This is a genomic window from Pseudomonas bohemica (assembly GCF_002934685.1).
Lineage (GTDB): Bacteria > Pseudomonadota > Gammaproteobacteria > Pseudomonadales > Pseudomonadaceae > Aquipseudomonas > Aquipseudomonas bohemica.
Genome location: NZ_NKHL01000115.1, coordinates 102,054 through 121,236, shown reverse-complemented (window position 1 = coordinate 121,236; position 19,183 = coordinate 102,054). Strand labels below are relative to the sequence as shown.

General features: G+C 58.5%; 14 protein-coding genes. 3 read left to right on the top strand and 11 right to left on the bottom strand.

From position 1 onward, the window contains the following. Nucleotides 1-13 precede the first annotated feature (13 nt). From CE491_RS20285 to CE491_RS20260, 6 genes are all read right to left on the bottom strand, one after another. The gene (locus tag CE491_RS20285; RefSeq protein WP_110950125.1) at nucleotides 14-406 is read right to left on the bottom strand and encodes a protease inhibitor I42 family protein; all 393 of its coding nucleotides are present in this window, start codon (nucleotides 404-406) and stop codon (nucleotides 14-16) included. Between the two features lie 164 nt (nucleotides 407-570). After that, on the bottom strand, nucleotides 571-870 hold the full coding sequence (locus tag CE491_RS20280; protein WP_110950124.1) for a hypothetical protein: 300 nt from the start codon (nucleotides 868-870) through the stop codon (nucleotides 571-573). 322 nt (nucleotides 871-1,192) lie between these two features. Continuing rightward, nucleotides 1,193-3,610 (bottom strand): endopeptidase La, encoded by a 2,418-nt coding sequence (lon, locus tag CE491_RS20275; protein ID WP_110950123.1) that lies wholly within the window; start codon nucleotides 3,608-3,610, stop codon nucleotides 1,193-1,195. A gap of 191 nt (nucleotides 3,611-3,801) precedes the next feature. Then, nucleotides 3,802-6,222, bottom strand: coding sequence for a glucose/quinate/shikimate family membrane-bound PQQ-dependent dehydrogenase (locus tag CE491_RS20270; protein ID WP_110950122.1), 2,421 nt, complete (start codon nucleotides 6,220-6,222; stop codon nucleotides 3,802-3,804). Between the two features lie 127 nt (nucleotides 6,223-6,349). After that, nucleotides 6,350-7,693, bottom strand: a complete 1,344-nt coding sequence (locus tag CE491_RS20265) for a carbohydrate porin (protein WP_199885188.1) — start codon at nucleotides 7,691-7,693, stop codon at nucleotides 6,350-6,352. Nucleotides 7,694-8,195: 502 nt separating this feature from the next. Next, a complete protein-coding gene (locus CE491_RS20260; RefSeq protein WP_110950120.1) occupies nucleotides 8,196-10,226 on the bottom strand; it encodes a TonB-dependent receptor in 2,031 nt (676 codons plus the stop codon). Between the two features lie 281 nt (nucleotides 10,227-10,507). Between CE491_RS20260 and CE491_RS20255 the strand changes: the two genes are divergently transcribed. Further along, the gene (locus CE491_RS20255) at nucleotides 10,508-10,735 is read left to right on the top strand and encodes a VF530 family protein (RefSeq protein ID WP_110950119.1); all 228 of its coding nucleotides are present in this window, start codon (nucleotides 10,508-10,510) and stop codon (nucleotides 10,733-10,735) included. A 37-nt stretch (nucleotides 10,736-10,772) separates the two neighbouring features. After that, nucleotides 10,773-11,429 carry a Pr6Pr family membrane protein gene (locus tag CE491_RS20250; RefSeq protein WP_110950118.1) on the top strand — a complete coding sequence of 219 codons (657 nt, stop codon included), beginning with the start codon at nucleotides 10,773-10,775 and terminating at the stop codon, nucleotides 11,427-11,429. Nucleotides 11,430-11,540: 111 nt separating this feature from the next. Here the strand turns inward: CE491_RS20250 and CE491_RS20245 are convergent, their stop codons facing one another. The 4 genes from CE491_RS20245 to CE491_RS20230 form a co-directional block, all read right to left on the bottom strand. Next, nucleotides 11,541-12,311 (bottom strand): siderophore-interacting protein, encoded by a 771-nt coding sequence (locus CE491_RS20245; RefSeq protein ID WP_110950117.1) that lies wholly within the window; start codon nucleotides 12,309-12,311, stop codon nucleotides 11,541-11,543. Next, on the bottom strand, nucleotides 12,308-12,901 hold the full coding sequence (locus CE491_RS20240; RefSeq protein ID WP_110950116.1) for a PadR family transcriptional regulator: 594 nt from the start codon (nucleotides 12,899-12,901) through the stop codon (nucleotides 12,308-12,310). Before CE491_RS20240 ends, CE491_RS20245 begins: the two co-directional genes overlap by 4 nt. Before the next feature lie 269 nt (nucleotides 12,902-13,170). After that, complete coding sequence (locus CE491_RS20235) at nucleotides 13,171-16,293, bottom strand: transglycosylase domain-containing protein (protein WP_110950115.1); 3,123 nt, start codon at nucleotides 16,291-16,293, stop codon at nucleotides 13,171-13,173. Nucleotides 16,294-16,565: 272 nt separating this feature from the next. Continuing rightward, nucleotides 16,566-17,252 carry a hypothetical protein gene (locus tag CE491_RS20230; RefSeq protein WP_110950114.1) on the bottom strand — a complete coding sequence of 229 codons (687 nt, stop codon included), beginning with the start codon at nucleotides 17,250-17,252 and terminating at the stop codon, nucleotides 16,566-16,568. A 262-nt stretch (nucleotides 17,253-17,514) separates the two neighbouring features. Here CE491_RS20230 and CE491_RS20225 point away from each other — a divergent pair, with 262 nt between their 5' ends. Next, nucleotides 17,515-18,447 carry a hypothetical protein gene (locus CE491_RS20225; protein WP_110950113.1) on the top strand — a complete coding sequence of 311 codons (933 nt, stop codon included), beginning with the start codon at nucleotides 17,515-17,517 and terminating at the stop codon, nucleotides 18,445-18,447. A gap of 47 nt (nucleotides 18,448-18,494) precedes the next feature. Here CE491_RS20225 and CE491_RS20220 read toward each other — a convergent pair whose 3' ends face one another. Next, on the bottom strand, nucleotides 18,495-19,166 hold the full coding sequence (locus tag CE491_RS20220) for a hypothetical protein (protein WP_110950112.1): 672 nt from the start codon (nucleotides 19,164-19,166) through the stop codon (nucleotides 18,495-18,497). Nucleotides 19,167-19,183 lie beyond the last annotated feature (17 nt).

Sequence of the window (19,183 nt, the reverse complement as noted above, 5' to 3'; positions counted from 1 at the left end):
CCGTTGGAGTGCCTTACTTCACGGTGATCGCGCAGTCGAACGTGCGCTCTGGCCGCACTTCCGGTGCCCAAGGCTGCTGGTAGACCATCATCAAATGGCCGCTGCCTGCATTGGTAGCCTTATAGCGCCAGACCGATTGGCCCGAAGTGCCGACCACACCGACCTCTTCCGGGGTGCTGAACACTTCTGGACCGAGGGCGCTGAGAATCGAGGGCGCGGGGTTCTGCATCAGCCAGCGGTGCCCGGTCGTGGGGTTGCTGGGCAGCATGAGCATCAGGGTCTGACCGGCCTTGAGGGTAATCGGGCAGTCTTTCTGATCTTCAAGGGAAACGATCTGTTTGGGTTGCTGGGCGCAAGCGGCCAGCAGGGCAAGGCTCAGCGGGACGAGCAGGCGGGCAGGGGTCATGACGGCTCCGATTTAAAGCAAGGTGGGCCGAGCATAGCCGAAGAATCTGGCGATGAAACCAAAAAAAGAAAGAGGGGCGACTCGAATTGTAAGTCGATTGCCCCCTCTTTCAGAGAGTACTGATAGTGGCTGACGCTCTTATACAACCGCTGCGAAGTTGCTATTTACGAGGTTTTGATTTTTACAAAGGCATTTGCGACGTCTTTCAGGATATTGGCGTCCATGTCATCCAGAGCGCCGTCCAGATTAATGTCTTGGTCGTAATAAACAGTGTTGAAATCCGTGTCCATTTTTCCTTTCACGATTGCGCTCGCGTTACGCACGAAGCGTGTGCGCCTGCGGCCTGTGTCGGGATGGACCGAGGTCTTCAGGGAGCCGAAGTCGATATAGACTTCTCGTTCATTGAGCGTAGGAGACTCGATCAATGAAAGAAAAATACCGTCTTTAGTCAGTTGAAGTGTCATTGTTAATAATCCCTTAAATTTTAAGACTCATTCGTTGAGCGACTAGGAAAAGCGTTTGAAGTTAGCACGTGTGTCGCTTGATAACTCTAATGGAGTTCGCCGTAAGTGAAAGGAAAGAGCTGCGATGAGAGGCGTAGGAAGACACGTCACGTTGCGTAAGTGTAGATATGACAATGCCAGGGCATTTCTACGTATTACTCGGTTATGACTTGCTCGCGCGCGCGTCAAGCCCAAAGGCCGATAGCGCTCAGGGCACGCCCCGAGCGCGAGCATTTCCGGCATGCTGGCTGCCGAGCCTGACAGGCCCGGTCTTGCTCAGCCCCTAGAACAACACCTTCGCCACATCCGAGAAGCGCTTGGCGAAGTGCACAGTGATGCCTTCTTTCAGGTAATCGGGCAGTTCTTCGAAGTTGCCACGGTTCGGCTCGGGCAGGATCAGTTCGAAGATCTTCTGCCGACGCGCCGCGATGACTTTTTCCCGTACGCCGCCAATCGGCAACACATGCCCGGTGAGGGTCAACTCGCCAGTCATGGCCACGCCTTTTTTCGGCGCCTGGTTGCGCGCCAGAGAGAGCAGGGCGCTGGCCATGGTCACGCCAGCGCTCGGGCCGTCTTTGGGCGTCGCGCCTTCCGGCACGTGAAGGTGAACGAAGGCTTCATCGAAGAACCCTTTGTCGCCGCCAAACTTCGCCAGATTCGAACTGATGTAGCTGTAGGCGATTTCTGCGGACTCCTTCATCACATCGCCCAGTTGACCGGTGAGTTTGAAGCCGCGGTTGAGGGTGTGAATCCGCGTCGCTTCGATCGGCAGGGTGGCCCCGCCCATGCTGGTCCAGGCCAGCCCCGTGATCACGCCAGTACCGGACAGCACCTGCTCGCTGCGGAAGACCGGCATGCCGAGGGAGGCTTCCAGGTCTTTAGGGCCGATCTTGACCACTGTATCGGGGTTATCCAGCAGCTTGACCACAGCCTTGCGCACCAGTTTGCCCAGTTGTTTTTCCAACTGCCGCACACCGGCTTCTCGGGCATAGCCTTCGATGACGGCACGAAGTGCGCTGTCGCTGATGGTCAGGCTGTTTTTCGACACGCCGGCCTTGTCCAGCTGCTTGGGCCACAGGTGACGCTTGGCGATGGCGAGTTTTTCTTCGGTGATATACCCGGACAGGCGAATCACTTCCATCCTGTCAAGCAGCGGGCCGGGGATCGAGTCCAGGGTGTTGGCGGTGCAGACGAACAGCACTTTCGACAGGTCCAGGCGCAGGTCCAGGTAGTGGTCAAGGAACTCGACGTTCTGCTCCGGGTCCAGGGTTTCCAGCAGCGCCGAGGCGGGGTCGCCCTGGTAGCTCTGACCCATCTTGTCGATTTCGTCGAGCATGATGACCGGGTTCATCACTTCCATGTCTTTCAGCGCCTGCACCAGCTTGCCCGGTTGGGCGCCAATGTAGGTGCGACGGTGGCCCTTGATCTCGGCCTCATCGCGCATGCCGCCGACGCTGAAACGATAGAACGGACGGCCCAGGGACTCGGCGATGGATTTGCCGACACTGGTTTTACCCACGCCCGGCGGGCCGACCAGCAACACGATGGAGCCAGCGATTTCGCCTTTGTAGGCGCCTACCGCAAGGAATTCGAGGATGCGGCTCTTGATGTCGTCGAGCCCGGCGTGGTGCTGATCGAGCACCTTGCGCGCGTGTTTCAGGTCCAGCTTGTCTTCGCCATACACGCCCCACGGCACCGAACTTGCCCAGTCCAGGTAGTTGCGGGTGACGGCGTATTCCGGCGAGCCGGTTTCCAGTACCGAAAGCTTGTTGATCTCTTCGTCGATACGCTTGCGCGCCTGCGGCGGCAAGGTCTTGCCTTCCAGGCGCTGTTCGAACTGTTCGATGTCAGCGCTGCGGTCGTCCTTGGTAAGGCCGAGCTCTTGCTGAATGACCTTGAGCTGTTCCTTGAGAAAGAATTCGCGCTGATGCTCGCCGATCTTGCGGTTCACCTCGGCGGAGATTTCTTTCTGCAAGCGCGCGACTTCGACTTCCTTGCGCAGCATCGGCAACACTTTTTCCATGCGCCTGAGCATCGGCACGCAATCGAGCACTTCCTGCAGTTCGACGCCAGTGGCGGAGGTCAGGGCGGCGGCGAAATCGGTCAGCGGCGATGGATCGTTAGGGCTGAAGCGATTGAGGTAGTTTTTCAGCTCTTCGCTGTACAGCGGGTTGAGCGGCAGCAGCTCCTTGATCGCATTGATCAGCGCCATCCCGTAGGCCTTGACCTCGTCGGTCGGCTCGTTGGGCTGGTGCGGGTATTCGACTTCCACCAGAAACGGCGGCCGATGGTGCTTGAGCCAGGTCTTGATTCGCACGCGGCTCAGGCCTTGGGCGACGAATTGAAGCTTGCCGTTTTCGCGGCTGGCGTGATGCACCTTCACCAGCGTGCCGTACTCAGGCAGGGCCTTGGTGTCGAAATGGCGGGGGTCGTCGGGCGGCGTGTCCATGAAGAACAGCGCCAGGGAGTGGTGATCGGATTTGCTCACCAGCTCCAGGGTTTCGGCCCAGGGTTCTTCATTAACGATGACCGGCAAGACTTGAGCCGGGAAGAATGGGCGGTTGTGAATCGGGATGATGTAGACCTGATCCGGGAGATTCTGGCCAGGCAGGGCAAGGCGTTTGTGGTCTGAGCCGATGACTTCGTGTTCGTGATCGCCGTCATCGGACGGGTAGGTGGAGTCTGCTTGCTGGTCGCTCATGGGGCACCTGCATAAATGGAGATGAGGCTTAGATGGGGCAAACCGGCCCAGGTTTCAATAGTCGCGGTCAATAGCCATGCACATCGGCGTTGATTGAGGACAGGCATGACCTGCGGGCAATAAAAAAGGCGGCCACCTCTCGATGACCGCCTTTTTGCTACCGCATGGCTTCATGCATCAGCGCGACCGAATCACTCTGGCAGCTTGTAAGCAATGATGTAATCGCCCATCCGGGTGCCCAGCGAGCCGTGGCCGCCAGCGACGATCAGCACATACTGCTTGCCGTCCTTGCCGGTGTAGGTCATCGGAGTCGCTTGGCCACCCGCTGGCAGACGCCCGGCGAACAGCTCTTTACCGGTTTTCACGTCATAGGCCCGCAGGTATTGGTCCAGGGTACCGGCCAGGAAGCCGACGCCGCCTGCGGTGACCATCGAACCACCCATGCTCGGCACACCGACCGGCAGGCCGATAGGCACTGGAGTGTTGTCGCGGCTGGTGCCGTTCTTGTGCTTCCACACCACCTGATTGGTGGTCAGGTCGACAGCGGCAACGTTACCCCACGAAGGCGCCTGGCAAGGCATGCCGATCTGCGACATCAATGGGTGCATGATCACGGCGTATGGCGCCCCGGTGTTTGGCTGCACGCCACTGGTTTCGCTTTCACGCTTGCTGTCGGCAGCCACTTTGGCGCGTGGCACCAACTTGGAAACGAAGGCCATGTAGTTCGGGCTGGTGAACATCAGCTGACGGACCGGATCGACCGAAACGGCGCCCCAGTTGAACACGCCGACGTTCCCCGGATAGATGATGCTGCCCTGTTCGGACGGAGGCGTGTACTGACCCTCGTAACGCAGCTCCTTGAACTGGATGCGGCACAGCATCTGGTCGAACGCGGTGGCGCCCCACATGGATTTTTCGGTCAGCTCAGGTGGCAGCATGTTCAGTTGCGAACGCGCCTGGGTCGGCGAGGTGTGGTCGCCTTGCGCAGCACCGGTCGGCGCAGGGACTTCGTCGATCGGCACGATCGGCGTGCCGTCGCGACGGTCCAACACGTACAGGCTGCCTTGCTTGGTCGGCTGAATCACGGCCGGCTTCACGCCGTCCCTGGTTTTCAGGTTGATCAGCGTTGGTTGGCTCGGCACGTCCATGTCCCACAGGTCGTGGTGAGTGAACTGATAGTTCCAGCGCACCTTACCGGTGTTCACGTCCAGCGCCACCAGACCTGCGCTGAATTTCTCGGCGCCAGGGGTGCGGTCGCCGCCGTATTGGTCCGGCATCTGGTTGCCCAAAGGCAGGAACACCAGGCCCAGCTTCTCGTCGACGCTGGCCAGCGACCACATGTTCGGCGCGTTGCGCGAGTAAAACTGGTCAGCAGCGATCGGCGCGGTAGCGTCCGGGTTGTTCGGGTCCCAGTTCCACACCAGGCGACCGTCATGCACGTCATAAGCGCGGATCACGCCCGATGGCTCGTTGGTCGATTCGTTATCGGTGACGTGGCCACCGATGATGATCAGGTTGCGCGTGATCGCCGCTGGCGAGGTGGCGTAGTAGCCGCCTGCCGTAAACGGACCGATGTTGGCACGCAGGTCGATAGCGCCCTTGTTGGCGAAGTCTTCGCAGACTTTACCGGTGTCGGCGTTCAGCGCGATCAGGCGAGCATCGGCGGTCGGCAGATACAGGCGACGTGGGCAGGACGAGGCGATGGCTTTGCCTGCGTCGGACAGATCGGCAGCCGGCGCGCCGACGTCGGATTTGGCGTAGGCGGCTTCGTCGTAGTACGAGACGCCACGGCAGGTCATGTGCGCCCAGCCAGTGAAGTTCTTCGCGCCTTCCTTGGAGATCTGCGGGTCGTAGGACCAGTTCGTCTTGCCCGTGTCAGGGTCCAGCGCCAGCACCTTGCTGTGTGGGGTGCAGGCGTAAACCATGCCGTTGACCTTCAGCGGCGTGTTCTCGTTGGTCAGCTCGACCGGGTCTTCGGCAGTCGGCAGATCGCCGGTGCGGATGCGCCAGGCTTCTTGCAGCTTGCCGACGTTCTGCGGCGTGATCTGCTTCAGCGGCGAGTAGCGATTGCCATGCTCGGAGCGGCCATAAGCCTGCCAGTCGCCATCGGGCATTGGCTGGGGATCGTAAGCCACGCCCGCGTCATCGCGATCCAGCGTGCCTTTGATTTCACCGGGGCTGGTGAACTGGCTGGCAATCGCGGTCAGACCGGCCAGTACCACGGCGATGCTCAGCGCAACGGTCGGCAGACCGCCAGGCTGGCCACGCAGCACAGGGCGGCGGAACCAAGGCAGCAGCATGACGATGCCCAGTACGAACCATAGCGACAGACGTGGCACCAATTGCCACCAGTCCAGACCGACTTCCCACAAGGCCCACACCGTGCTCGCGAACAGCACCAGCGCGAACAGACCCAGTGCCGAACGACGGCCCATGATCAACAGCACACCGGTGATGACGAAGCCGATACCGGTCAGCAGGTAATACAGCGATCCGCCCAGTGTCAGCAGTTTGATGCCACCGGCCAGCAACGCCAGGCCCATGATCAGAATCACTATCCCGAGCAAGCTCGGTAGCAGGCGACCCTTATTGAAAGCACCGTCAGTGCTCATAATGTCGTACTCCGTAACGATTAAGTGGTTGACGCTTTGTTCTTTTCAATCGGCAACTCGAACCGTTTGAATCCCCTTCATGAACGCTAGTTCCTGAAAATGGACACAGAAAGGCGAAATAAACCGATCAGAACGAGGATTGAATCTTAAGCCCGGCTACCAGCGCGTCATCGACCTGATTCACGCCGCCTGGATGACGGATGAATTGCAGGTTCGGACGCACAGTCAGCCAGTTGGCGACGTGGACCCCGTAATACAGCTCCGCGTTGTATTCGGTGTCCTGCACAGGCAGGAAGGCGGGGTCGTTGTAGTCGCTGACGGCGTTGGCCTGATTGCGCAAGTTGATGTTCTTGCGATACGCCGGATTGACGTGGATGCGACTGATGCCCAGGCCGATGTCGTCTTTCGGACGTGCGTCGAACGGTCCGGTATAGGTCGCGCCCAGGGCGACAAAGTTATCGATCATATTGGTTTTCTTGTCGTGCAGGGTGCCGTTGGCGAACAGGCTCAGGCCTCGGCTGTTGTCGCTGGCCTGGCGGGTGACTTGCTGGCGCAGGGTCAGCCACATGCCGTGTTTGCTCGACGAGGAGCTGTAATCTTCGCCGCTCAGTGCGGCATAGCGACCATTGCTGTCCTTGTCGACGTCGCTGCTGTCAGCGGTGCTGTAGTAGTAACCAAGGCGGTATTCGCCCGGCAGGTCGTTGACCCTCGGAGTCCAGACCAGCTCGACGGGCAATACTGCGCCCTTGTTGCCACTGCCGCTGAGTTTGAAGGCGTTGTCGTTCTCCAGGTTCGACGGGTTCTGCTCAAAGGCCCCGACCTGCACGAACAGTTCAGGGTTGAGCTGATATTTGACGCGCATCGCCCACTGGCTGATAGGCCAGTTGTACCAGATGCCGCCGCCCCAGTTGCCGACCTGTGAGCCACACAGCGCCAGGTTCTGGAAATCGCAGGGGAAGGTGTTGAAATCTTCGCCTTCGTTGAAACGGCCGACCTTGATGCTCAGTTTCTGATCCAGAAATTTTTGCTGATACCACAGGTCGGTCAGGCGGGAGACGTTGCCACGGCCCCAGACTTCCTGGGACGAGGAGAGGGTGCCAACGCGCGGGTCGCCAATGCGATCGTTACTGATGTTGTCGCCGTTGCGATTGGTCAGCGTCAGCTGAAACTCGGCGTCGTGCCAGCCGAGTATCTTCTGCAGATCCATGTGCGCACCCAGAGCGAACTGATCGCTGTAGCGGGTCGACTTGTCGTGGTCATAACCGCCGTGCAGATTCGAACCGACTTCCACCACTGTGTCGAGCTTGAAGTCATATCCCTGTTTCGACAGCTCGCTACGCTTGCCTCCCCAATCCCCCAGCATCCACGGCGATTCACTGTCAAACGCTGGCGCTGCCTGGGCGCAGGTTGTCAGGCCCATTGCGGCGAAACTCAGCGCGGCAAGACCCAGCGCGCTTTTCGCACCAGGCATTCTGGAAGTCGTGAACACGGGACGTTTCGGATGATTAGGCATAAGGCAGTGAGTTCTTTTCGAGTTATGTAAAGGCAACGGACAATGCTGCTGGCTGCGCTTCTGACGAGCACGGCAAGGGTCTGAATAAAAGACGAATTAAACGTTTCAGCGTTTAGGGCGGCGATGATAGGGCCCTAACGATTTTTTAAAAAGCCGGGATTGCGATATGAATAGTTGCGGTCCTGGTAATAGTCGCGCAAAAGTGGGGTAGCGCTATCCCCCAATGTTTATGGGGGGATAAGCGAATTTTTCGATTTGGCGGGGAGGGAAACCGTTGCACGCGTTGCAGAGATAGGAGTACGGGTAATGACCCCTCCTTTGATGGCGGCAATACCCCGTGCAGTGAACTTGCTCACGAATGCATTGGATCAGGCGATGCATATGCGTTGGAGGTTCGCCAACTCGTGAGCATGCTCACTCCCACAGCTGAGGCGGTGCTGCCGATGTTATGTGTCAGACATCAGAACGTCGTCCGCAAGCCCACCTCGATGCTGCGTCCCTGAGCCGGTGCAATGTCGCGCAGGATCGAACTGGCGTAGCGCATGGTCTGGTTAGTCAGGTTCTCGCCATTGACGAAGGCCAGCCACTGACTGCCACCGACGTTGAACTTGTAGCCGGCGCTGGCGCCCAGGGTGGTGTAGCCGTCGGTGCCGGTTTCGTTATCCGGGACGCGGCCCTGAGACGCTGCGTGTTCGACATCGAGTCGCGCCTGCCATTTGTCCAGTTCCCACAGCAGCCCGCTGTTCAAGCGCAGCGGGGCAATGCGTGGCAAGGCTTCGCCAGTGTCCAGATTCCTGGCGCGGGTGTAATCGCCCGACACCTCCAGGGCGAATTTTCCATATCTGCCTTCGCCCAGTTTCCAGCGGTCCTGTGCTTCGAATCCTGCAAAGCGCGCACGCACGCCGGAGTAGGTGTATTCCGGGATGCCGTTCGGGTCTTGTTCGGCGTCATCGTTCAGCGTACGGCCTGTTCCCACCAGGCCGATGTAATGGGAGAAGTGGCTGTAGAACACGCCGAAGCTGCCTTTGTGCGTGCCATTGTCGAAACGCAAGGCCAGATCGCTTGAGACGGCTTTTTCTTTCGACAGGCTCGCATCGCCCACTTCATAGGTGCCGGTGGCCACGTGGGCACCGTTGGCGTACAGCTCATAAAACGTCGGGGCGCGTTCGGTGTAGCCCAGCGTCGCGGCGAGGGACCAGACCGGCGTCAGGGTATACACAGCGCCCGACGAAAGACTTGCGGCGGTAAAGCTGCTGGAGCGATCGGCATCGACGAAGCGCTCGTTGCCTCTGCCGTCCGGGTCGACGGTAGTGTGTTCCAGGCGGCCGCCCAGACTCAGTTTCAAGCGGTCAGTTGCCTGCAGCTCTTCGAGAATGAACAGCGCGCCGGCTTCGGTATCGGTCTGAGGCACGAAAGCTTCTTCACCCAACGCCGAGAATTGACTGCGCGTCACTTGCGCGCCGATCACCCCGTTGAGCGGGCCAATGGGCTGATGCCGCGCTTCGATCCGAGCCTCGTAGCCCTTGTTCTTGAAGGTGGTGCCGACTTCGCCGTCCTCGATCTCCATGTGTTTGTATTCGGTGTATCCGGCATCGAGTTTTACCGAGCTGAACGGGCCCGAGAGGTTGCCGATTTCCGAGGCGAAGGCGTAGTGATCCTGCTTCATGCGGATGCGCACGTCCTGCTCGGCGGGCGATCCGTAATTGGAATCGTAGCTGCTGTACGACAGCCCGGCGTAGCCGTCCTCCCAGGTGTACGAACCGCCGATGGCGCCGCCGTCCTGACGCCCGTCGCTGTTGCCCAGGCGATGCTTTTTGTCATCACCATCCGGGTCGCGAGCGCGCTCGTCGGCGGTGCGCGCGTAGCCGGGGATTTTCAGGTCGTTGAACTCGCGGGCGTTGGCGTCCAGGTGCAGGGCGAAGGTGCCGTTGCCCGCTTCCAGCCTGCCTGCGCTGCTGCGCGTGGTGTCTGCACCGCCGTAGCGCAACTCGCCGGCACCGTGGATGCCTTCGATGGCCTCGGTGGGGATGCGGTTGTCGAAGGTGTTGACCACGCCGCCGATGGCGCTGCCGCCATAGAGCAGGGCGGCGGGGCCGCGAACGATTTCGATGCGGTCGACGTTGACCGGGTCGAGCGGCACGGCGTGATCGTAGGAAAGCGACGAAGCATCCAGTGCGCCCACGCCATTGCGCAGCAGGCGAATACGGTCACCGTCCAGACCGCGAATGATCGGGCGACTGGCGCCCGGTCCGAAATACGAGGAGGACACGCCGGGTTGCCTGGTCAGAGTTTCACCGAGGCTGCCTTTTTGCTGAAGCGTGAGGTCGTCACCGGTCAGCACCGTGCTGGGCGATGCCAACTGATCGCTGCCCAGCGGGTTGGCGGTAATGGTTTGTTGTTCGAGTTCGATGGCGTAAGCGGGAGAGGCGATCAGCAAAGCAGCCGCCAGTGGTTTCAGGTGCCGGATTCGGGAGTTGGATGGACGAGACATGCAGCATTTTCCTTGGCAGGGTGAACTCAGAGATTCGGTATTGTGATGTTATAACATAGCAATAAAAATGCAATCATTTTGGAATGTTCCGCAGGCGCTATGCTTTTCAAACCGGAGGAGCGCGCTGCGGTCTTGCAGCGACAGAAGAGTTGACTGGGCATACTGAAACCGCGGGCACGCGCGCTCCTGCAGTTCATGCAACCCTTCACACCTCTGCGTACCTCCGCTAAGGTGCGCACCTTGCGAGAGCGTCCCTCTTCATCAGTTGCAAAAGGCCCGGCATGACCACACCCAACGACAACCCGCTGCATGGCGTGACCCTGGAGCAGATCCTCAACGCGCTGGTCGAGCACTACGAGTGGTCGGGGCTGGCAGAGCGCATCGACATCCGCTGCTTCAAGAGCGATCCGAGCATCAAGTCGAGCCTGACCTTCCTGCGCAAGACGCCCTGGGCGCGGGAGAAGGTCGAGGCTTTGTACGTGAAGCTCGCCCGCACCAAACGCTGGTGACCGCGCCTCGTTTCAACATCATCAAGGATCGAGCGCAATGCCCCGCCAGACGCCGCAATTGACGCCCGGCCACCAGCGATACGCGACCGTCGGCGCGCTGCTGGGCTGGTTCGCGCTGGCGGTGCAGCTGTACCTGATTCTCTGGGGGCGCTGGATCGATCAGGCCAGCGTGGTGGGCGGGCTGGTGAGGTTTTTCAGTTTCTTCACGGTAGTGACCAATACCCTGGTGGCCGTGGCGTTGAGCTGCGCGATCACTGGCCGGCATTCGGCCGGCCATCGGTTCTTCCGGTCACCCGTGGTCTGCGCCGGCATTACCACCAGCATCGTGCTGGTCAGCGTTGCCTACAACTTGCTGCTGCGGCATTTGTGGAGTCCGGAAGGCTGGCAGCACCTGGCCGATGAACTGCTGCACGATGTCATGCCCCTGCTGTTTTTAGGCTACTGGTGGCGGTTCGTGAGCAACGGCGAGTTGCGGCTGAAACATGTGCTGGCATGGATGCTTTACCCGACGCTGTACTTCGGTTATCTGCTGTTTCGCGGCAATCTGTTTGGCGATTACCTGTACCCGTTTCTGGATATCGGGACCATTGGGGTACAGAGCGCGTTGATCAATGCGTTCGGGGTGCTGGCGGGGTTTGTGGGGATTGGGTTGGTGATTGTGCTGATCGACAGATTTCGCGGCTCGAAAACCTGACCCTTCTCGAACTGCCACATCCAACTATGGCAGCCCGCCTTGCCGGCGAGGCGCCTACAGGATCGCGACCGCCGGCAAGCCGGGCTGCTACAGGGTATGTTTTGGTCGTGGTTATTCCTCGTCCGTGCTATCCAGACGCCAATATCCGGCTGCCTTGACCGCCGCTTCATCGAGCTTGAACTCATCGAGCAGCACCCGGCGAACCTTGCGCGACAGCGCCGATTCAGTTGCCACCCACGCATACAGCTCGCCTTCAGGCAGGGTCAATTGACGGGTCACGTCCAGCAGATCCTGTTGGCCACGCAGCACCCAGATCACATCGACCTGCGCCTTGCTGGTCAGCGACTGACGCTCGGCGTTGTCTTCGATCTCGACCACCACCAACGCACGACGATTACCGGCAAGTTCCTCCAGACGGCGGGCGATGGCGGGCAGGGCGGTTTCGTCGCCGATCAGCAGGTAACTGTCGAATATGTCTGGCACGATCATCGAGCCGCGTGGCCCGGCGATATGCAGAAACTGTCCGGCCTGAGCCTGCGCCGCCCAGGTCGCTGCCGGGCCATCGCCGTGCAACACGAAATCGATGTCCAGCTCGCCGGACTCGGCGTCATAGCGGCGCGGGGTGTAGTCGCGCATTGCCGGGCGCGGGCCTTCGGCGTTGGGGCCGGGCACGAAGTTGTCGAGCGCGGCCTGCTCCTCTGGCGTGGTGGCGAACAGCAGTTTCACGTGGTCGTCGGTGCCCAGGCTGATGAAGCCGCTCAGTTCCGGACCGTGCAGGGTTATGCGGCGCATGCGTGGGGTGATGTCGGTGACACGCAGCACTTGCAGCTTGCGACGTTTGATTTCGTGGCTGACGCGGTGGATCGATTGCTGTGAATTCATACGGACTTCTCCGACGGATTGTGTGGGCCATCGACGACGGCTTTGGCGGTTTCATTCAGCAGGTCGCGCACGCGGATGATTTCTTCCGGGCTCCAGCGGCCGTGATGCATCTGCAGGGCATGGCGCAGGTTGTGCACCGCCTCGTGGATTTCCGGCGGACGATCATGGCCGCGCAACGAGCGTTTGCTGACGTCGATACGCATCTTCACGCCGTCCAGGGCCACGGCCTGCTCGATCAGAAATTGCCGACCGGCAGCGGTGATCCGGTAGCGCTTCTTGCCGCCTTCGGCATCGCCAGCGATCAGCTCACTTTCTTCCAGGAAGGTCAGGGTCGGATAAATCACACCGGGACTCGGGCTGTAGGCGCCGTCGAACAAGCCCTCGATCTGACGGATCAGGTCGTAGCCGTGGCAAGGCTGGTCGGCAATCAGGGCCAGAAGCAGCAGTTTGAGGTCGCCGGGGGCAAACACGCGGGGCCCGCGTCCACCGCGTTCCCGACCTGTGCGTTTTTCAAAACCATCGCGGCCGTCGCCGTGGTCACCGAAGTGAGGGCGGTGGTGATGGGGGTGATCGTGTGAGTGGTCTCTCATCTTTCTTCATCTCTCGTTACAAGTTAGATATACCTTAAGATATATCTTAATGTGTCTGCAAGAGGCGTTAAGACGAACGGTTCGCGTTTGGATACGCTATTCAGGGCGCGCAGATAGGCCCTGACCTGAACGCCGGACCTGTGGACCTGTGAGAGTGGGTTTGCTAACCAGAGCGTTGGTGCGTTGAGCATCTTCAGTGACTGAAGGTCAGTCTTCGTGAGCGTGCTCACTCCCACAGGGATCTCAGAGGCTGATCTATCTGTTTACGGTCAACGAACACTCGCCACTTGCGTCGACGCCGGAGCCTTACACTGGCTGTACGTTCCCGGCTCCAGATAGCGATTGAGAATCGGCGCCATGCCCTTGAGCACCTGAACAGGCAACGCCGAGGTGAATTTGAAGGTCTCTGCCGCGCGCCCCGGCACATAGGCAGTCAGCGTGCCGAAGTGGTTGTCGCCGATGTAAAACACGAACGTCGCAGTCCGGTTGATCGCCTTGGACGCCAGAATCCGTCCGCCTGAGCCGAAACTTTCGATACGGTTGTCCCCGGTCCCGGTCTTTCCGCCCATGGCCAACACGGTGCCATCCTGAGTCTTGAAGCTGCCGGACACACGCCGCGCAGTCCCGGCGTCCACCACCTGCGACAGCGCCTCGCGCATGGCCGCGGCGACTTCCGAGGGCAGCACGCGTCTGCCCAATTCAGGGTTGTTGTTCAGCAGGGTTTCGTAAGGCGTGTCTGCGGCGAAGTGCAGGCTGTCGATGCGCAGCACCGGCTGCCGAATGCCGTCGTTCTGAATGATCCCGATCAGTTCGGCCAACGCTGCCGGGCGGTCCCCCGAGCTGCCGATCGCAGTGGCCAGCGAGGGCACCAGATGGTCGAACGGATAGCCCAGTTTTTGCCAGCGTTGATGAATATCAAGGAATGCCTCGATCTCCAGCATCGTGCGAATGCGGCTGTCGCGCGCACTCTTATGCCGGCTCTTGAACAGCCAGCTGTACACCTCCTGACGCTCAAAACGACTGGCGGCCACCGCTTCCTTGAACCTGGCATCGGGGTTTTGCAGCAGATAGCCCACCAGCCACAGGTCCAGCGGATGAACCCGGGCGATATACCCTTGATCGGGCAGGTCGAACTTGCCCGGTCCATAGGCGTAATACAGCTCGTCCAAACGCTTTTCTGTCAGCGGCGGCTGGCTCTTGTTGTCCGCGACGTGAGCACGAACGAAAGCGTTGAACGCGCTTTGGCTGGCATCCGGGAACAGATAGCGATGCACCGCGGCCAGGCGACTGGCGGAAGGATGGACGCCGTCGAGGAAAGTGTCGAGGCGATCCTGCGTGCTCTTGTTTTTATAGCGTTTCCAGAAGCGCAGCAGGAACGACGTGCCTTCGCGGTCAGCAAAATCGGCGAGGTATTCCTGACGCCGTGGATCGCTGTCGTCCTTCATCAACACCGCACTGTTGTTCGGGCCCTGATACGTGACGTAACGCACCAGATCGCGCATCAGCCGAATGAACGGCAGGTTGATCGATTCACGCAGGGCTTCGCGCAGCGTCGGGTTGCGCTCATTGTCTTCGCGACGGAAATTATTGAAATGATGCATGCCTCCACCGGTGAAGAAGTTCTCGCCGGGGCTGGCTGAATACTTGCGATCCAGCGCGGCAGTGAGCATTTTCGACAGATCGCGGTCGGGGTTGTGCATCAGGTAATCCAGCGCCCAGCGACTCAGGCGGTCAGGCTCCTCGACCGGCGCCTTCTTCAGCTCGGCGTTGCTCATGCCGGCGTACTGGTCGTGCAGCTCGGCGATGATTTGCAGGTAGGTGGTCAGTACACGCATTTTCGCGGTGGAGCCCAGTTCCAGCTTACTGCCTTCGTTGATGTCGAACGGCTGATCGGTGCTGTCGGTCTGCACCCGCACGCGCGAGCCGTCGCTGTCGCGCTCGAACAGCGTGAAGCTGTAACGGACCGCCTTGGTGCTGGTCGGCGTCAGCAAATGTTCGCCGAGCAGCCCCAGCTTGCCGGCAAACGCCGGATCGGCCAGGTCGTGAAGGTACTGACCGACGCTGACCTGAAGATCGTTTTGCAGCGTAGTAGTGGCCGATAGGTCGAGGCGGTCCAGATCGTACAGCGGCCGGTCGAGCATGTTGGAAAGGCGCGTGCGCGCAACGGTGATGCCCTTGTTGGTCTCGATGGGTTGCACGGTCGGCTGCTGCACCCAGTCGCGATAAGTCACGGTGGCGCCGAGCGCGGCATCCGCCAACGGCTGTTCGATCACTTTGTTCTGCGCCAGCAGTCGGATGTGGCTGTCGGTGAGGTCCGCCAGTTCCTTGCGGCCTTTGGCCAGATAATGCGACGGACGCCGCTGGGCGATGACCAGCGACAGCACCTCACGCAGGGCCAGCCCCTGGGCGGCGAGCGTCTTTGCGTCCCGGGCGGGGGAGGCGAGCAGCTGGTTGGTGCGATCGAAGTCGGCGCCGTACCAGACACGCAACCCTTCAGCCATGCCATGCACTTCGCCATGTCCCGGCACTGCCGAGAGCGGCACACTGTTGAGGTAATCGCGCACCACGCGCTGGCGGGCCTCAAGCGTCTGCGGGCCAGGCTGGTAGGCTCGTACGCTGGCGGACACCATCTGGCGGATTTTCTCACCACCGGACTGGGTCAGGCCGTCAGGGGAGTGGCGATATTTCTCCAGTTGCGTCGCCAGCGTGCTGCCGCCCGCCGATTGACCGGGCAAGCCCACCAGTTTCGCCACTTGCGATACCGCAGCCTTGAGAAAACGCGGCCAGTCCACGGCTGGATTGGCCAGCGGTTGTCGTGGGTCGAGCAAATCGCGGTTCTCGATGAACAACAGGCTGTTGACCACCACTGGCGGGATCGAGGCGAAAGTGGGATACAGCTGCTGCGGGTAGATGAACTGATAAAGCGCGTCGCCACGACAATCGGCGATGGTCAGGCCGGATTGGCTTTTCTCTTGATAGGGGACGAAAAAGCCACGTTTCACGTAAGAAATCAGCTCGGGAGAAAAGCGCGATTGTTCGGTGATCCGATAGTCGCGCTTGAGCAACCTTGGCAGGAACTCACCCAGCGATGAGTAGCCCAGGCGTTTGTCGAAGGGGCCATCGCCGGGATACAGAATCTCATCGCTGGCGCCGGGCGCAACGGAGTAATTGAGATCATGGGCAAGCTGGCTGAACTCGCGGGCTTGTAGCTTTGAACTGCGAACCTCCGACGAAACGGCAAATCCCAGGATCACCAGCCCTATCAGCACCAATATCAGCAAAATCCACCAGACATAACGCCTATGCCCTGTGCGTGCAGATATTGGAACCTCCCGCTGACTGTCAGCCTTGACCGCAGCCTTGTTCCCATCGGAATGCCACAAAGCGCCCATATCGTTGGCCCGGTTAAACCTGTTAATCGCACCTGATCATTAGCTTAGCCGCTGGACGGGAATGACGAAGAAATTGTGAAGACAAGACTGTTCCGCCGATGCTCATCGCGTCATTACCGTGCGGTCTCTGGTGGGGACAGCGTGATGAGTTGGGGCGCATCTACCTGCCGGCTCCTTTGGCGAATCCTTGACCAGGATTTATTAACGTTAAAACCGCGCCGGGTTGAACTCGAAAAGCTCGGCCAGCGTCGGCTGGCCAAACTTCCGCAGTTTTAGACTATCTCTGATATGGATGGGTTCTGTGTCTCCACCTGTGTCGTTTCTTGTGCTTGTGCTTGTGCTTGTGCTTGTGCTTGTATCTGTGCGTGCTGATGTATCTGACTTCTCCAGGCTTCAGACATATCCTCACTGCGCAATATCGCGCGGTAGTCAAAGCTTTCTGCGAGACTGCCGGGTTTCAAATGCTGAAACGGCGAAAATTCAGACTTGTCGTATTTTGCGATGAAATTAACGAGCTCAACAAATCCCCTGGCACTTCTTTCGAGGCTATGACATTGTTCGAGTCGTCGTCTCAGAGAGCATTGATCGTCAGAGGTAAGATTCCGGCCGGGATCAAGTATATTGATACGCCCCCGGCTATCGATCGAAAAGCCGAAATCCTTTTCGGCTAATTCAGGGGCGTCTTTAGCAAGATCATTTTCGAAGCTGTCGTAGGACCACTTCATCGTTTTTAGCCTTAAACATGCGATTGTATGCAGGGTCGACAGGTAGTCTTTCATGTCTTTTACACCCTCAAGGCCGGGATGGTTTTTCAGCCAGGGTTTCCCAACGTTGATGTCGTTCTCAGCTGCAGCAGTTTCAGCATTCTGTATGTTTTCGGACATGGTCCGGTTTTTCTCAAGAGGGCCGTAGGGTGTTGTCGGCCACGTAGGCCGTGTCATCAGGGGTGTGACTTGCATCTTCCATTCCTCGCCGGTTTGTTCACACTTACATATAACGGCCCTTTGCGAAAAAGCTTTGCCTGACAACTGCGTAGGAGTTTTCCGAAGATAACGCTTAATGAGACGCCGTTCTCATATCTGCGTCACCCGCGGTAGGTTCACAATTGTAGGATTTTTCTCTTTCGAACGCTTCGGGGTTGACGGAAGGTGACGCGGTTGGTTACGTCCAACTATCGATAACAAAAGCAATGATGAATTCTTCCGTTAGAAGGTGTGGTTTATGAATAAATGCAAAACTTCTTATTTGAGCGCGCTTGCACGTTCCATTTTCCTGGCACTTTGTTCCCTGTCTGCGGTTGAGGCTGGTGCACAGGTAGAGGAGGGCAGAAAAGTTGACAGTGCGCAGGCGTCTGGAAATATATCTGAGACGCATGGGGACGGAGAGGTCATTCTTACCGTTCTCACTGATCAAGTGCATACGCTAAAAGCAATCCTGAAAAGTGATACTGCAAACCACTATTACGGCTTTAAGGTAGTCAGAGGTCAGAAGGTGCTGCTGTCCGCGCCGGACAGTGAAGCGTTTATTGATATCGAATACCTTGACGGTGAGCAGTGGAGGCGCTCACCAGCGGGTGGGCTTGCGTTCTCGGGCTTAAAGCCGGGGAGTGAAATAATGGTGAGAGTGAGCCATAAAAAGACTGTGCCTTTTACTTCACGGTCATACGAACTCATCTTTGGATCGTATCCTGTTCTGAAGAAATTTCAGTTGCACGATGAGATGGGTGTCAATCGAATGCCCCCTGGGCATACCGAACCCCGATTTTTGTGGACTCAAGGCTACACCGGGGCCAACCTGGAGGCTTATTTCACGGACACAACCGGCGCACCTTTGAAGGGGGCGGTAGGGCGATTTAACCTGAATTTAGAACAGTCGCGCCTATCTACTGTACACGCTATATTAACCAGCGATAGCGCAGGTAGAGTGGTGAAAAATATCAAGTTCAGGCGCTGCTCTGGAGGACGCGAAGCACGGGACCATGTGAGTTATTACCGTGGAAGTAACACGTGGAGAAGTAACTATTATTCAGGTACATACACCTTTTCCAATCACTTGCTGGGTGACGTTGCAGAGCTGGAAGCGGCTAAAGCTAGCCGCACCTTTGGGCATATCTGCAAGCAAAGACTTATCAAAAGCGTGCCTGGGCCAGCTTAGGTTTTGAAAAGTTCGGCCAGCGTCGGGCTGGCCGAACTTCCGCAGTGTTAGACCACCTCTGATATGGATGGGCTTTGTGTCTGCGCTTGTATCTCTGTCTGCCTCTGCGTCTGTACTTGTGTCTGTGCATGCTGATGTAGCTGACTTCTCCAGGTCTGAGCCATATCCTCACTGCGAAATATCGCGCGATAGTCCAGGCTTTCCGCGAGGGCACCAGGGTTTAAATTTTGATACTGACCGAATTCCGCCTTGTCGTATTTTGCGATAAGTTTGATTATCTGTGTGATTTCACGGGCGCCACGTTGAAGTCCGTCACATTGTTCGAGTCGTTGCGTCAGACATGATACTTCTTCTTCGGACAGGTTCTCATCTGGGTCAAGAATATTGATGCGCCCGCTTCTATCGATCGAAAATCCAAAATTCTTTTCAGCTAACTCAGGATTCTCTTTCGCTAGATCGTTGTCAAAACTATCGTAAGACCATTTCATCATCTGTAGCTCGAGATATGCGAATATTCGTAGTCCCGATAGATAATCTCTCATGTTATCGATACCTGTATAGCCGGGTTCTTTCAACCACGGTTTTTCCAGGGTTACGTCTTTTTCTGTCGTAGCTATTTCAGGGGGATTTATGTTTTCAGACACGGTGAGGTCTTTGTCAAGCGCGCCATAACGTGTAGTAGGCCACGTGGGCCCTGTCATCAAGGGTGTGACTTGCATCTTCCATTCCTCGCTGG